Genomic DNA, 13486 nt, shown 5'->3' on the forward strand with positions numbered 1-13486 from the left:
TTCTTTGCGCCTCAGGGTGTGTGAGTCAGTCACCAAATCAAGTGTTCTAATTATGATCAACACCACGGCGGGAAAACTTTTTGATCTTGCGCACCCGTCTGCGCAACGCAACATTCAGCCGATCTCCGAGCAGGTTGGCCCGCGTTTGCCGGCCAGCGGTATGGTGGTCGAAATCGCGGCCGGCAGCGGCTATCACTCGGCCTCGTTTGCGGACTCTTATCCTAATCTCACATGGCAACCCACGGATCGCGATATCGAAGCCCTTGGCCGCATCAGCGAAATGGTCGAGAAGGCTCAGCTACCTAATTTGCAAGCCCCCATCGCGCTCGATGCCAGTTCCCCCATGTGGCCTGTGGATGAGGCCGCAGCAGTTTTATGCTGCAATATGATTCACATCGCGCCATGGTCTGCGGCGGAAGGTTTGTTCGCGGGGGTTGGGCGTATTCTCAATCCTGACGGCGTACTTTTTTTATATGGTCCGTTCAAAGTGGATGGCGCGCATACTGCCCCGTCCAATGCGTCTTTCGATGAAAGTCTGCGCGACCGCGATCCGTCTTGGGGCATCCGCGATACGGCAGCGGTCGATGCTCTGGCCCTCTCAGCCGGGCTAACGCTGGATACGCAGATCAATATGCCCGCGAATAATATGCTGCGGATTTATAGGGCTGCTTAGACGCCTGCGTTTAAAAAATCCCGCGTTTCTGACTCCTGTGCTAAGCCCTAACAATGACGGCTTATCTTCCTGATCTGTTGACTCTGCTTGTGGTTGCGTCCGGCGCTTTGATCGCCGGATTTGTCACCGGCCTGGCGGGCTTTGGCACAGCGCTGATTGCCTCTGGTATATGGCTGCACGTTTTGCCGCCGGTGTTGATTGCGCCCTTGGTCACCATCGCGGCCGTGGTGGCGCATATCGTTGGCTTGGCAACTGCACGCCCACATTTTGACTGGTCTGCGGCACAGCCTTTTCTTATTGGTGGCCTCATCGGTATCCCCCTTGGTGTCGCCGCCTTGTCGCTGGCGGGGCCGGGTACGATCCGTGTTGGGGTTGGTTTTTTTCTGTTGATTTTCGCGGCTACCCAGCTTCTTGGCGTGGCGCGCTTTCACATCGGCACCTGGGGTGGGCGCACCGCAGATGCCGCCATTGGCGTCGGCGGTGGCGTCCTTGGCGGGTTCGCCGGACTATCCGGCCCATTTCCCATCGTCTGGTTGCAAATGCGCGGCGGGCCATCGGCAGACCAGCGTGCGATCTTTCAGCCTTTCAATCTGGTTGTGCTGGCTGTCGCGGCCATTGGTATGGCCGTTGCTGGTTTGGTGACCGCGCAGGTGCTGGTGCTGGCCGCCTTGGCCACACCTTTAACGGTGCTCGGCTCTTGGTTGGGCGCGCGCACTTACCTCAAGATCAGCGAAAAGACCTTTCGCACCGTGGTGCTCAGTCTTCTGTTTGTGTCCGGGGCCGTGCTGGTCTTAGACGCGTTTTAAACGCGGGCCAGCCAGTTTAGCACCACCTCACAGAACTCAATTTTCTGCTCTTTACCGGCGACCACATGGGCGACCTCTGGCATGTCCAGACCCTCCGCGTTGGGAATGCCCTCTTGAATGGGCCGGGTCATGCGCGGGCCGGTCACTGTATCCATATGACTGTGAATCACCAGGCTCGGGCATTTCACGTTGACCAGTTGATCCGTCACGTTGTGGTTCAGACAGGCATGAATAAAGCGCTCATGCGCGGGCAGGCGGCCCTTCAATTCGCGCCAAGGCCCATCGGGACCGAGGAGACGCTTATGGTTTTCGTTATAAAAATCTGGCCGGAATGACATCATGCACACAAAGCGTTGAAAGGCTTCCCATCCCATTTCCCGATGAACGTCGAGGAACAGGCGTAGTTGTTCGTTGAACAACGGGTCGCTGGCATCCGACCAGGCGCCCATGTTCATCATTGAGCGCACCAGGTCCGGGCGTTTAATCGCCATCACTTGCGAGATACAGGCGCCCATGCCCACCAGGCCAATCAAATGCGCGCCGCTGGTGTGCCCCAGATGCTCCAACAGCTGTATGGCGTCGTCGGCATACATATCGATGCTCGACTCCTGGCTCATATCATCGTCCGAGTCGTAGAGCCCGCGATAGTCAATGATGATGGCCTGGTAACTGTCCGACAGGCCACGCGGTAAATGCCCGTGCGCGCCATGGCAGAAAGAGCCCCAACCGCCTTGCACCAGCACGGGAACACCCTCACCATGGGTTTCGTAATACATCGTATGACCGTTAATATGGGCAGTCGGCATCGTAGGGCTCCTAATTTGACCGGACAAATATATATGTCTTTTCTAGACTCTCGCTTAGGTTCAGGCAACCATTGAACGAAAGGAGAATTTCATGTTGCCCTCAGGTTTTCTAGGTACCCGTGGCGATATTCTGATGGACCTCGTAATTCTGTCGTTCATCATCATTTTGCCGGTCTTGATTTTTTCATGGAGCCGCGTCCGCGCGCAGCACTATCAGACTCACAAGCGCACCCAGTTATGGCTGGGCGGCACGTTGGCTGTTGCGGTGCTGTTGTTTGAAATTGATATCCGGATGAACGGCGGCACCTTTGCTTTGGTGGCCCCAAGTCCCTATGCCGATGCCTGGTGGCTCACTGCCATCATTTATGTCCATTTGGCCATTGCCGTGCTGACGTCACTCATTTGGGCGGGTTTGATCTACATGTCCCTCAAGCGCTTTGAGGCACCACCTGTACCGAATGCCTTTAGTGCCACGCATCGGGCCTGGGGGCGGGCTGGGATGATCGCCATGATCTTCACCGGATTGACCGCCTATCCGCTGTACTTCTTTGGTTTCGCTGCCTGAGGCGATAACGCAGAGCAACGGCCCTAAAACTTTGCGACGGAAATCCAGATAATCACGGCCACCAGCGTCCAGATGGTCTTGACGAAGAACAGCATCTTGCCGCGGTTTTGGGCCAGAGTGGCTTCGCGCTCTGGCGTCGATCCGTTTTTAAAGATGTCTGCAATCGACGCACGCGCGTGCGGAATGTACATCCGGATACCAATGCCGCAGCTGACAATCACCGCGAACAGCACCAGTTTAACGGCCAGCCATGTTGCGACAATAGGCCCATCCCCGGTTAAGGACCAAACAGCCGTAACCAAAAGTATGCTGGTCACAACCACGCGCATGCGGATGTCGTACTTGCGGAACAGGGCCTGGAATTTCAAGTGCGCCTCGGGTCGCGTTTCCCCCAGGTTGGGATGATCGACCCAGTATTGATGCCACAGCCCCCCGAGCCAGACGATGCCAACAACTGCGGCGGCAATGGCCAGGTCTGTGCCGTAGCCGCCCTGGAATCCCCAACCGCCTAATGACGTCATGGTGATCCCAAGCATCAGCAGTACAATCACGGCCGAACGTGGTCCCATATCCAAAAAGCCCGAGACTTTGCCCATGGTCGCGCGGGTCTCAATCGATAGCGATGCATCGCGCAGCTTCATGCCGCAATTATACACCCCCATATCCATGCCTAGCCAAAGCCCGGCCATAATGATGTGCAGAAATTTTAGAATGATGTAGGGGTCAAACATGAGATCCATAAGTTGAAACGCTCAGCTATTCCGCTGCGATGCGTCCTTTATGTTTTGCGAGGTGTTCCATTACTGCGGCAGCGTCCATCACGTCTGCATAGCGCCGGCCCACGTCGCGCAGGTTATCGTTATGCGGGCCTTCCTCCATGTCGCCGCAACAGTCGTGCGGTACAATCACGCGATACCCATAGGAAAACGCATCGTTGATGGACGCGCGCACACAGCCCGATGTGGTGCACCCGGTGACAATGACGGTGTCGACGCAATTTTTATTTAGGAAATTGGTCAGCGGTGTTCCGAAAAAGATTGACGGCGCATGTTTCCAAAAATTGAAATCATAGCTCGGATCATAAACGCGGGGGTCCATGGCCGTCTGCGGGTCGTCGTAAAACCAGTCTTCGTAGAGACAGCCGATTTTCCAGTAGCCCATATCCCGCTTCGAGCCCCAGCCGACGCGGCAACTGGCCACCGGAATATGCGCCGCACGTGCTACATCCAACAGCTTTGAGGTTTGTTCAACCGCGGCATGCACATGGGGGGACCCACCCAGAGTGTATTGCGGGTCGGTAAAACCCAGTTGGAAATCGACCACCACCACAGCGGGGCGTTCGCCGAAGCCAATGCTCAACTCGCCATAAGTGGCATTGGCATACTTGCCATGGCTGGCATCGCCGTATTTGCTGTCTGACATGACGTTGTCCTCCGATTCCGAGGTCAGTTGGGGCAGAGTAGCGTTCTCAGACCTATCTGTCCAAACAGGAGTTGGCAGTTTTAGGGTTGAAAGACAGCACCTTCCGCGGGTGCTTCAACACGGGTTGATGCGTTCAGCGTCGCCATTTTTTCCTGCGCCACATCCAGCTTTCGGTCGATATCGTCATCATATTGGTCGGGGTCGTGGTGAAACAGGTGTAAGCATTTCACATTGGCGGCGGCCGCAATCTCGACCACCCGACCAACAGAAGAATGCCCCCAGTGAATGCGCTTCTTGTATTCATCGTCAAAATAAGTGGTGTCGGTAATCAGGATGTCTGCGCTTTCGACAAACTCAATCAGTTTGGTTTCATAGGACTCGTTTTGGAATCCGGACTCTTTTGTATACAGCTCGTTGTCGGTGACATAGCAGACCGACTTGCCGCCAAACGTGACCCGGTATCCCAGGCAGTTTCCAGGGTGCGACAGCAACATACTGCGCACTTCAATGTCATCATCGATCATCATGGTTTCTTCGACCATATCTTTGAAGATGATCGAAGCCCCCATGTCGGTAACCGTGATGGGGAAAAACACATCATCCATTTGGGCAGAGATCAGATCCTCCATGGATTTCTCACCGTGCTTGGCACCGATCACCTGGAATTTGTTTCCGGGAATGAAAAACGGAGAGAAGAACGGAAACGCGTTGATGTGATCCCAATGGGGATGAGAAATAAACAAATGCGCTGAAAATTTACCTTTGCGCTCTTTCATAATCTGATCGGACAATACTTTAATGCCAGAGCCCGCGTCAAAGATCAGTGTGCGATCGTTGGGGAAGCTCATGGTCACGCATGAGGTGTTGCCGCCATAGCGCAAAGATTTTCTACCCGGTACGGGCAAAGTGCCGCGCACGCCATAGTAGCTCAGCGTAAAGGCGGATTCGACGATCGCGCGGACCTGAGCGGCAAACTCAGTGGGATTCACAGGTTTGGTAATATAGCCATCTGCGCCCACTTGTTTGGCGCGGCGCTTGTCGTAGTCATAGGCTTTGCCAGAGACAACCACCACATAGATGGCTTCTAAGTCGGGCGCACTTTTGATCTGTCTGCACAATTCGATGCCGTCGATGTTGGGCATCATGATATCAACCAGCACCACATCGGGCCTTGTCGCACGCACATGGGTGACGACGTCTTGCTTTAAGTCAGCAATCTCAGCGTCGATGCCACCAGATTTGAGAATGTTTTGGGCAAGTGCGGCGACGGACGAATCGTCGTCAACAATCAAAGCGCGCATGTGTTCGTCTTTCTTGAGGCCCCACCCATGCCCAACTTAGACGCTGGGTCTTACATTTGCGTTAAGGCGGAAAAAGTTGGAGGGGTCGTAGGTGTTCTTCACCTGCACCAGCCGATCATAGTTGCCACCATAGTTGTCGTTCACTTGGCCTTGGCTCTCGTCGATGAGGGAGTTGACATAAAAGCCGCGTGTGAACGGTTCGATGTCTTTCCAGTAGGCCCGGTTCCACGCGATGTTTTGTTCATCCACATCTGTGTTATCGACCGCCCATTTGCTACTGGAGTCGATGTTGTACGAGGCATCGCGATGGGCCCACACTGTCTCGTCATGTCCAACGCGGGCGGGCGCACCATCCATGGGCAGGAGGCCGACACTAAACTGGCGGCTGGCCAAGGGTTCCATGCGCTCGACCAGGGTGGTGATCAGGTCGTCGCTGATGTCTCGGAGGAAGCCACCCTTGGCGTAATGCCGGTTTCCGGGCGCGTTAAATCCGTCGTCTGCCACCCGTTGTATTTTCACATATTCAATGGGGAAAACGCGGCCCTGAACGGCGGCATCAAAGTCCCGCAAGGGTTTGAGCATTTTGTCGACGTCGGACATCGGGCCAAAGTAGTTGCCGCCAATGCTGACGCCGCCGCTGCCGTCTTCGCGCATGGACACGCCGCCCAGCACAAACAGGTCTTCATGGGCGTTGTTGCTGAAATCGAAATACAGCTTCAGCGCGTCTTTGGCTTTTGCCATCGGATAACTGAATCCGAAGTTGATCACCATTGGATTCATCTGGTGCAGACGGAAAATAAACTTGGTCACAATGCCGAAGTTGCCACCACCGCCGCGCACACCCCAATACAGATCAGGGTTTTCTGTTGCGTTTGCGGTCAACACTTTACCCTCAGCCGTGACCAGCTCGACACCCAGCACATTGTCGATGGCCAAGCCGAACCGCCGTTGCAGGCGCCCCATGCCGCCGCCCAGGGTTAAACCGCCGACGCCGGTGTGCGACACAACGCCTGCTGTGGTCGCCAAGCCCAGGGGCAAGGCTTTCCGGTCCAGGTCGCCCAGTAAAGCGCCCCCTTGCACATGGGCTGTTTGCTCGGCGACGTTGATGTCCACGGCATTCATTTGCGTCAGGTCGATGACCAAGCCACCATCGCACACGCCTTTGCCAGACATGCTGTGGCCGCCACAGCGCACGGCGGTCAGCAGCGCGTTGGCGCGGGCAAATTTCACCGCCGCAACAACGTCGTCCACATTCATGCAATGGGCAATCAGGGCCGGGCGGCGATCCCAAAAGCGGTTCCAGACTTGCCGGGCAATGTCATAGCCGACACTGTCAGGACGGAGAACGACCCCGTTAAAGCTCTCAGCGAAGGCCCGAATATCGCCTTTATCCAGCGTTGTGCTGTCCCCCTCGATGGTGATCGCGGGCACGTTTTCGGCCCAGGCGACTTTAAGGGAAAGACCGCTCATGGCGGCGGCGGCCAAAGCGGATTTCATCAGGGTGCGGCGGTGCATAACAGCCTCTCATGGGTTGATCAGATATCGTTATGCCCAGCATAAGCATCACGGTGGCCAGTGGCCAGCGCGATTGCCCCAGACCGCAACTTTAGACACACGTGACTTAAGAAGCGGGCAATTTTAGAAGCGCGCGACTTTAGAAGAGCGCCGCCTTAATCGAAGTGATCATCCCCCAAGGGGCTTTTGGTTTTTTTTGAGGTTTTCTTGGGTAACGGCGTGTTCTCGGGCGGCTGGGCCGAGGGGGTGCGTTTGCGCGGCGACATGACGATGATCTCGAATACGTACCACAGTGCGCCCGCGCCCAGCACATAGCCAGCCACATCCAGCTGGCTGCGAATGGTGATGTCGAACGCCAGAATCATCACAAACGCACCGATGCCAAACAGCAGGCAGCGCACAAGCCGCAAGGTAAAGGCCTTGTCCATAGCCTAAGTTTGGTCTGGTTTTTAGTCGCACACAATAGGGATCGCCCAAATTGTCGCAGGACTTTCTTATTGCGCGCCTTAGTAAATTGGGGCGAGGCGATGGGTTTCTTTAAAGCCCAGCCACCAGTGCACGTAACAGGCGGCCAGGGGCTCGGCCATTTGCTGACGAAACACCAGATCATCTGAAATGGCTTTGGTCTCTTCGCTCACGTCCAGTTCGAGCAGCCGAATGATCCACTTCATCACCTGATCATGGGGCTTGAGCATTTCTTCGTACTGGCTGCGTTTCACCGTGCGCAGCATGTCGAACACCAAATCCGCCGCGGCCCGCCCGTCGCGGCCCAAAGCCAGATCAATCTGGTCGTTAATGTCCGACATCACTTCGTCGGCCGGCGCCCGTTCAAACAATTTGAACACTTTGATGGCTTCCGAGGCGATGATGGCGCAGTAGAAATACATCTCTAAATCATGCTTCTCGATCAGCGCGCGTTTATGGTCAAAATCCAGGTCCGAGGCTTCAATATGACCCTTGAGGCGATTCAGCCATTCCGGGAATTGGCGGTCGCAGATGCGTTTCATATCGCGCAGAAAATCAGCTACGGCCACGGCGGTTTTGACCTTCTGTTTCCGCGAGGTCATGTCCTGCCACAGCTCGGCCATGCGGGCACGGCTATACCAGGGGGGCATGGTCGTGTCGGAGGTAGACGCAGTGACGGGGCCGAAGGGCGGTGGGGCCGATTGATCAACCATTCCCATTTACAGAAAACCCCATATCAAACCGCCCAAATTCATATCTATAACCATAATCTGCTTATGCTCTTTCACAAAGGCTAAAAATCCCCTTTTAGTTGATTCGATCAATCCAGTGTACGCTGACCGAACGTCTTGCCATTTACGATGGAGCCATGTCTCCTTAATCTCGGAAGATCATTAAAGGTTTTTTCATCGCGCCATTAAGTCCACCCTCTGCCGCAGGATTCCTTCTTGGACCAGGTTTCACCTCTTGCTCAGATCAAACCGCTCGGCGAGGGGTGCGTGGCCTTTTGGACGTATTGGAACAGCCTGCCCAAGCACAATTACATGCCGCACCTCAGCGATTACTTCGATCATGTGCCGCCGCTGTTGCAGCCCTATGTGGTGATGATGGATCTGCAGTCCGCCGATAAAATGACCATGCGTCTGATGGGCACCGCGATGACTGAGTATTTGGGGGAGATGACAGGTTCCTCTGCGGAAAGTCTGTACAGCGGCGAAACCCGTAAAATTGCCATTGCCAAAGCGTGGACGGCGCTCAATCATCCCTGCGGGTATCTGGTCAGCCGCACCTTGCGTACCCCCTCTGGCCAACTGTTTATGTCGAATGGCATCGTCCTGCCCATTCGCACGGCGTCACCAGACAGCTTAACGGTCGTCAGTTTTGCCGAGCTTCCCTCGGTCTCCGCGGGTGTGGCGCGCGAAGATCAAATTGAAGCGGTGCAGGGTTTCGCCCAGCACATGTGGTTGGATATTGGAGCCGGTGAACCGGCAGAAGAAAGCGGTGAACCGGCAGAAGACAACACCGGGTGAACCCGCAGATAACAACGCTGAACCCGCAGAAGACAACACTGAACCTGCAGATGAATAAAGAGTATCCGTCCCAGTGAACGACGATCTAACTCCCCGCCAAACACCCGGCCAAACCCCCGGCCAAACCCCCGGCCAAACCCCAGATCAAATGGACCGCATCTCAGCTTATGGCGAGAACTTTCTGGCGATGTGGACCTATTGGCACAGCTTGCCCAAGCAAAACCTGATGCCCCATCTCAGTGATTATCTGGATAACGTGCCGCCCGACCTTCAGCCCAAGGTGGTGCTGTTGGATTTACAAGACCCGACTGGCGGCAATGCTGTTCCGTTAGACATTACCGTGCGGTTGGCGGGCACCATGGTCACGGCGTTCACCGGCGAGATTACTGGCACCAATGCCGAACGTTTGTATCAGGGCAAAGCCCGCGCCATGGCCATTCGGGCGGCGTGGACGGCGGCCAGCCAGCCGTGCGGATATTTGGTCAGTCGCGAAGTGCGCAGCCGTTTCGGATTGGTGTTTCAGTCCCGCGCGCTCATTCTGCCCCTGCGCACAAGCACGACCGGCAGCAAAACCGTTCTCAGTTTTAATGAACGTCCGCCGATCAAGGTGAACGACGCCCCCCGTGCGGCCAAGTCCGACCAGGTCGAGGCCGTGCTGGATTATCCCATGCCCCATTGGTTGGATATTGGGGCACGAGTTCCGGCCAGATTGAGTGTCCCCAAATGACAACAGCCCCTCCGCGCAGGAAGGGGCTGTGTCTTAAGGGGCTGCATCTTAGAGCATAATTGATACGTTTGGATTTATGCTTTGGCGAAGTTGCGATCACCGAACTGCCGGGCAATCGGTGGTGCGCCGTCGATCCGTTTAAAGCCACGCTTGGCAATTTCCTCGGTGAAATCAATCGAATGGTAAGACAGGCTCCACACTTCATTGTTCCAACGATGATCAAACCAGCGCGAATGCAATTGAGCGGCCCGCCCTTCCAAACCGCCGGTGACAAAGTCCAGCGGGGTATAAACTCCACCGGGCCGCAGCACGCGGTTGGCTTCAGCGATAATCTCTTTGGTTTTCTCACCGGGCACTTCGTGATGCATGATGTAGCTGGTCACCAGATCGAAGTAGCCATCGGGGAAGCCGGTTTCTTCGGCCAGGGCCTGACGGAAGTTGGTGCCGCTGCCAATATCGTTGGCCCGCAAATGCGCGTAGCGCACCATCGGCCCGCCAATATCAACGCCCCACACTTCCGCATCGGGGAAGCGCTCTTTCAAGGCAACCGACATCTGGCCAATCCCGCACCCCATATCGAGGATGCGCTTGACCTTGCCATCGGCGGGCAGGGGCAGACGGCCAGCCACGTTTCTATGTATCTCATCCTGCTCGTTATGGCCCAGCACCGAGATATAAAAACTGTTGGTGCCGTAGTGGTACACATGACCCGCAAAGGCATCGCCCACATAGCCATCAGGCTGAATGTGAATTTCATGGCGGGTGTAGTCCGGCACATACATATCCGGGCGCAGCTCCAAGGTGCCGGGACCAACATTGTCGGCGGCTTCCATTTCCGACAGGTACATGTCGGCGTTGGCATGGAAATAATCTTGCAGCGTTTTCCACGTCACCTGCTGGTTTGAAATCCAGGCCCGGGAGGCCAGATTGATCTGCGGATTACCGTCCGCAACTTTCAGCATCTGGTCGTAGGTCATGCTCGCTTTAGGGTCCATCCCGGCTTCAACCAGGGCCTCGTCCAGCATCATGGCCGAGACGCGGCGCATCTTTTTAGCCTGAAACAGGCGGAACCCCAGGGTAAAGTCTTGCTGGCTTTCAAGTTCCAGCGTGCCGAGGCGCTCCATCCGGCCTGTGCTGCCGCGCAGTTCGATGTCCCCCACAGGTGAGTTTGCGTAGGCTGCGCGCTCTTTAAAAAAGGCTTTCATGGCAACGGCCCCTGCGGCGGTGCCAAAGAGTGTTCGACGGTTCATCATGTGTTTTCTCCTAAATCTTTCAAGCGTGTCTGAGCATCACCGTGTTGGTGTGATTAAATATCACCGTGTCGGTGTGATTAAATATCATCACCGCGCTTTTTAAAGTCGGCGGAAAAATGCGTGCTGCTGGTGTGCGCCAATGGTCCAAACGCCAGATCAATGAACCGGTCGCGGTCGACTTCCCAGGCCGCGTTTTGCTCATCCGTTGGCACATATTGCTCAATCATCTCGCTGGTGACGCCTTTTTCTTCCAGCACCGCTTCAACAACTTTCAGGCGGCGCTTGGTGGCCCACATTTCTGTGCCCATGGCAATCACCGTGCTAACCAGATTATCGAGCACCGGGTTGCCCAGGTACGAGGCGTCCGTGATGTCAGATGGAATGGCATCTGTTGCATAAGTCTGCCGGGTTGTTTTGAGTTTAGCCATAGGTCTCTCCCCATGAGGTCTGAGTTGCTTTGCTGATTACTTTACCGCTCACCAGAACACACGCTGGCTAACGGCTATAACGTGGCTGAACGCGAAGACTAGCATTGATATGGGTCAACATGGGTCAGCGGTTTGACCTGCCGTTCACAATGTGGCGCATCTCGTTCGCCTTGTGGACGCGCAGTCCGGGCGTGCATCTACTCTCGAGAGACCGTCAGGCTTTTATCTTCAGCGGCGAACGTCATGGCATGCCGAGCATGCGAAACAACACATGCCGAGCACGCAGACAATAATGCGAATATGCGGTTATACCTGCTCCAGGCTTGCGTCTAATCGCGGGAGACCGTCAGGCTTTTATCTTCAGCGGCGAACGTCATGGCATGCCGAGCATGCAGACAATAATGCGAATATGTGGTTATACCTGCTCCAGGCGTGCATCTACTCTCGAGAGACCGTCAGGCTTTTATCTTCAGCGGCGAACGTCATATTCGCGCAGGCGTCGTTGCCCATGCAGGCCACGGTCATTTCCGCCAGATCGGCGCGCGACACCGGCCCCATCGACATGCGGTCTTCTGTCAGTTCCGCCAAGCCCGTGGGGGCGGTGCCTTCGGGGGCAATAATGCCGGTGCGAATAATCACATAGGTCAAACCGCTGGCTTTCAAGTCTTCCTCGGCGGCATAGCGTTCGTCCATACTGTCTTTGGTGCGGGCGCGGGCTGCTTCGGAATAGGCCATGGCGCTATCGCCCACGCCGACCGAGCTGAGGAATATAATTTCTTCCGTGCCATGCTTTTTAGCCGCCGCTGTGATGTTCATTTGGGTGGTGTCCCAAAAGTTTTTTTGCGTGCCGCGTCCGCCTATGGCGTTGATGGCCACGCGCGGTTTGGCTGCGGCAAAGGCGGCGTCTACATCGGCGGCCTTCATGGCATCGCCCACCGCGTACGCAACCTCTTTTCCGGCCAGGCGCGCGCGGTCGGATGTGGGCCGCACAAATACCGTAACCGCTTCACCCTGGGCCAACAGCTCGTCGACGATAAACGCCCCCGTGCGGCCGGCACCGCCAAACACGATCACGCCACCCTCAGCCGCCAGACTGGCTGTGGTCAAACTGGCTGTGGTCAAAGGGGCTGCAAACACAGCACACAGCGCCACCAGAAACGGTGTGAGGGAAAACCGGGATGAGACAGGCCGAGTCATACTATGCCTCCGTACAGACGATCTCTGCGTTAGAATCTCTACGCCAGGACGCTACTCCTAAAACGGGCATAACGAAATCAAAACACATCGTTTAAACGTTCTAAAAGCTGGGCTCTCGCGCAGATGTGAAGCCGTTTAACCTTAATCCGCTTCCATCCATTTGATGCTGCAGCCCATCGACGGTGTTTGTGCCTCTGGGCCTTTGCCGCTGGTGGCCACTTGGCGCATGGCGTTCAGCAACTCGGGCACGCGCTCTGGCGTCTCACCTGAGTCTTCTCCCCCCATTTGACCCATGGTGAGGGAGTCGATCCGCCCGCGATATTGCAGCCCGCCGGCGGTATTGAAGCCGAAGAAATCAGGGGTGCACACCGCGCCGTAAGCGCGCGCGACGCTTTGGTCTTCATCCACCAAATAGGGGAAGGTGAAACCATGCTCGGCGGCAAACTGCATCATCAGTTGCGGCGCGTCGTCCGGGTAGCTGCGGTAATCGTTGGGCATAATCGCCACCACGCCAAGGCCCTCGGCCTGCAGAGTTTTGGCATCGGCCACCAGGCGCGAAATGATCGCCTTCACATAAGGGCAGTGGTTGCAGATGAAGGCGATCAGCAAACCCTTATCGCCCCTCACGTCATCCAGCGTGAACGGCGTGCCAATGGCATCGGTTAATTCAAACGCTGGGGCTTGCCAGCCAAAATCACAAACGGGGGTGTCGAGAAGCATGGGGGAGTCCTGAAATGTGCAAGAACGCGGCATGCTTTAAATCTTTGCATGCGTTAACCATTAAAATACAACCTGTAAT

Annotated in this window: 16 protein-coding genes; 5 read left to right on the forward strand and 11 right to left on the reverse strand. The window is 55.9% G+C overall.

Annotation, left to right across the window (positions count from 1 at the left end):
* Positions 1 to 52: 52 nt before the first annotated feature.
* Both RIC29_13800 and RIC29_13805 read left to right on the forward strand, forming a co-directional pair.
* Entirely contained in the window at positions 53 to 673 is a 621-nt protein-coding gene (locus tag RIC29_13800; GenBank protein ID MEQ8735994.1) for a DUF938 domain-containing protein, read from the forward strand.
* A gap of 53 nt (positions 674 to 726) precedes the next feature.
* Positions 727 to 1479: a sulfite exporter TauE/SafE family protein gene (locus RIC29_13805; protein MEQ8735995.1), complete on the forward strand. Its 753-nt coding sequence runs from the start codon at positions 727 to 729 to the stop codon at positions 1477 to 1479.
* Here RIC29_13805 and RIC29_13810 read toward each other — a convergent pair.
* Positions 1476 to 2285 carry an alpha/beta hydrolase gene (locus RIC29_13810; protein MEQ8735996.1) on the reverse strand — a complete coding sequence of 270 codons (810 nt, stop codon included), beginning with the start codon at positions 2283 to 2285 and terminating at the stop codon, positions 1476 to 1478. The genes RIC29_13805 and RIC29_13810 overlap by 4 nt on opposite strands.
* Before the next feature lie 91 nt (positions 2286 to 2376).
* On the opposite strand from RIC29_13810, the gene RIC29_13815 reads away from it, so the two are divergent.
* The gene (locus tag RIC29_13815; GenBank protein MEQ8735997.1) at positions 2377 to 2850 is read left to right on the forward strand and encodes a DUF420 domain-containing protein; all 474 of its coding nucleotides are present in this window, start codon (positions 2377 to 2379) and stop codon (positions 2848 to 2850) included.
* A 23-nt stretch (positions 2851 to 2873) separates the two neighbouring features.
* Here RIC29_13815 and RIC29_13820 read toward each other — a convergent pair whose 3' ends face one another.
* The 6 genes from RIC29_13820 to RIC29_13845 all read right to left on the reverse strand — a co-directional run bounded on the left by RIC29_13820 (position 2874) and on the right by RIC29_13845 (position 8272).
* On the reverse strand, positions 2874 to 3590 hold the full coding sequence (locus RIC29_13820; protein ID MEQ8735998.1) for a hypothetical protein: 717 nt from the start codon (positions 3588 to 3590) through the stop codon (positions 2874 to 2876).
* 16 nt (positions 3591 to 3606) lie between these two features.
* Entirely contained in the window at positions 3607 to 4272 is a 666-nt protein-coding gene (locus RIC29_13825; GenBank protein ID MEQ8735999.1) for an isochorismatase family protein, read from the reverse strand.
* A gap of 80 nt (positions 4273 to 4352) precedes the next feature.
* Complete coding sequence (locus RIC29_13830) at positions 4353 to 5573, reverse strand: response regulator (protein ID MEQ8736000.1); 1221 nt, start codon at positions 5571 to 5573, stop codon at positions 4353 to 4355.
* 36 nt (positions 5574 to 5609) lie between these two features.
* Positions 5610 to 7088, reverse strand: a complete 1479-nt coding sequence (locus tag RIC29_13835) for an FAD-binding oxidoreductase (protein MEQ8736001.1) — start codon at positions 7086 to 7088, stop codon at positions 5610 to 5612.
* Between the two features lie 155 nt (positions 7089 to 7243).
* On the reverse strand, positions 7244 to 7516 hold the full coding sequence (locus RIC29_13840; GenBank protein MEQ8736002.1) for a hypothetical protein: 273 nt from the start codon (positions 7514 to 7516) through the stop codon (positions 7244 to 7246).
* A gap of 78 nt (positions 7517 to 7594) precedes the next feature.
* Positions 7595 to 8272 carry a hypothetical protein gene (locus tag RIC29_13845; protein MEQ8736003.1) on the reverse strand — a complete coding sequence of 226 codons (678 nt, stop codon included), beginning with the start codon at positions 8270 to 8272 and terminating at the stop codon, positions 7595 to 7597.
* A 228-nt stretch (positions 8273 to 8500) separates the two neighbouring features.
* Here RIC29_13845 and RIC29_13850 point away from each other — a divergent pair, with 228 nt between their 5' ends.
* A complete protein-coding gene (locus tag RIC29_13850; GenBank protein MEQ8736004.1) occupies positions 8501 to 9082 on the forward strand; it encodes a hypothetical protein in 582 nt (193 codons plus the stop codon).
* A gap of 73 nt (positions 9083 to 9155) precedes the next feature.
* Positions 9156 to 9809 carry a PAS domain-containing protein gene (locus tag RIC29_13855; protein ID MEQ8736005.1) on the forward strand — a complete coding sequence of 218 codons (654 nt, stop codon included), beginning with the start codon at positions 9156 to 9158 and terminating at the stop codon, positions 9807 to 9809.
* Positions 9810 to 9883: 74 nt separating this feature from the next.
* Here the strand turns inward: RIC29_13855 and RIC29_13860 are convergent, their stop codons facing one another.
* The 4 genes from RIC29_13860 to RIC29_13875 all read right to left on the reverse strand — a co-directional run bounded on the left by RIC29_13860 (position 9884) and on the right by RIC29_13875 (position 13407).
* Complete coding sequence (locus RIC29_13860) at positions 9884 to 11062, reverse strand: class I SAM-dependent methyltransferase (protein ID MEQ8736006.1); 1179 nt, start codon at positions 11060 to 11062, stop codon at positions 9884 to 9886.
* Between the two features lie 77 nt (positions 11063 to 11139).
* A complete protein-coding gene (locus tag RIC29_13865) occupies positions 11140 to 11490 on the reverse strand; it encodes a hypothetical protein (GenBank protein MEQ8736007.1) in 351 nt (116 codons plus the stop codon).
* 438 nt (positions 11491 to 11928) lie between these two features.
* The gene (locus tag RIC29_13870) at positions 11929 to 12687 is read right to left on the reverse strand and encodes an NAD(P)H-binding protein (GenBank protein ID MEQ8736008.1); all 759 of its coding nucleotides are present in this window, start codon (positions 12685 to 12687) and stop codon (positions 11929 to 11931) included.
* 141 nt (positions 12688 to 12828) lie between these two features.
* Positions 12829 to 13407, reverse strand: coding sequence for a thioredoxin family protein (locus tag RIC29_13875; GenBank protein ID MEQ8736009.1), 579 nt, complete (start codon positions 13405 to 13407; stop codon positions 12829 to 12831).
* Positions 13408 to 13486: the final 79 nt, after the last annotated feature.

It is taken from the genome of Rhodospirillaceae bacterium (assembly GCA_040219235.1).
In the GTDB taxonomy this organism is placed as follows: domain Bacteria; phylum Pseudomonadota; class Alphaproteobacteria; order Rhodospirillales; family Rhodospirillaceae; genus WLXB01.

Excerpts from the sequence above, each read along its gene's own strand:
- RIC29_13800 (MEQ8735994.1), top strand. The coding sequence starts at position 53 with ATGATCAACACCACGGCGGGAAAACTTTTTGATCTTGCGCACCCGTCT.
- RIC29_13840 (MEQ8736002.1), bottom strand. The coding sequence starts at position 7,516 with ATGGACAAGGCCTTTACCTTGCGGCTTGTGCGCTGCCTGCTGTTTGGC.
- RIC29_13860 (MEQ8736006.1), bottom strand. The coding sequence starts at position 11,062 with ATGATGAACCGTCGAACACTCTTTGGCACCGCCGCAGGGGCCGTTGCC.
- RIC29_13820 (MEQ8735998.1), bottom strand. The coding sequence starts at position 3,590 with ATGGATCTCATGTTTGACCCCTACATCATTCTAAAATTTCTGCACATC.
- RIC29_13875 (MEQ8736009.1), bottom strand. The coding sequence starts at position 13,407 with ATGCTTCTCGACACCCCCGTTTGTGATTTTGGCTGGCAAGCCCCAGCG.
- RIC29_13810 (MEQ8735996.1), bottom strand. The coding sequence starts at position 2,285 with ATGCCGACTGCCCATATTAACGGTCATACGATGTATTACGAAACCCAT.
- RIC29_13865 (MEQ8736007.1), bottom strand. The coding sequence starts at position 11,490 with ATGGCTAAACTCAAAACAACCCGGCAGACTTATGCAACAGATGCCATT.
- RIC29_13870 (MEQ8736008.1), bottom strand. The coding sequence starts at position 12,687 with ATGACTCGGCCTGTCTCATCCCGGTTTTCCCTCACACCGTTTCTGGTG.
- RIC29_13845 (MEQ8736003.1), bottom strand. The coding sequence starts at position 8,272 with ATGGGAATGGTTGATCAATCGGCCCCACCGCCCTTCGGCCCCGTCACT.
- RIC29_13815 (MEQ8735997.1), top strand. The coding sequence starts at position 2,377 with ATGTTGCCCTCAGGTTTTCTAGGTACCCGTGGCGATATTCTGATGGAC.
- RIC29_13825 (MEQ8735999.1), bottom strand. The coding sequence starts at position 4,272 with ATGTCAGACAGCAAATACGGCGATGCCAGCCATGGCAAGTATGCCAAT.
- RIC29_13805 (MEQ8735995.1), top strand. The coding sequence starts at position 727 with ATGACGGCTTATCTTCCTGATCTGTTGACTCTGCTTGTGGTTGCGTCC.
- RIC29_13835 (MEQ8736001.1), bottom strand. The coding sequence starts at position 7,088 with ATGCACCGCCGCACCCTGATGAAATCCGCTTTGGCCGCCGCCGCCATG.
- RIC29_13830 (MEQ8736000.1), bottom strand. The coding sequence starts at position 5,573 with ATGCGCGCTTTGATTGTTGACGACGATTCGTCCGTCGCCGCACTTGCC.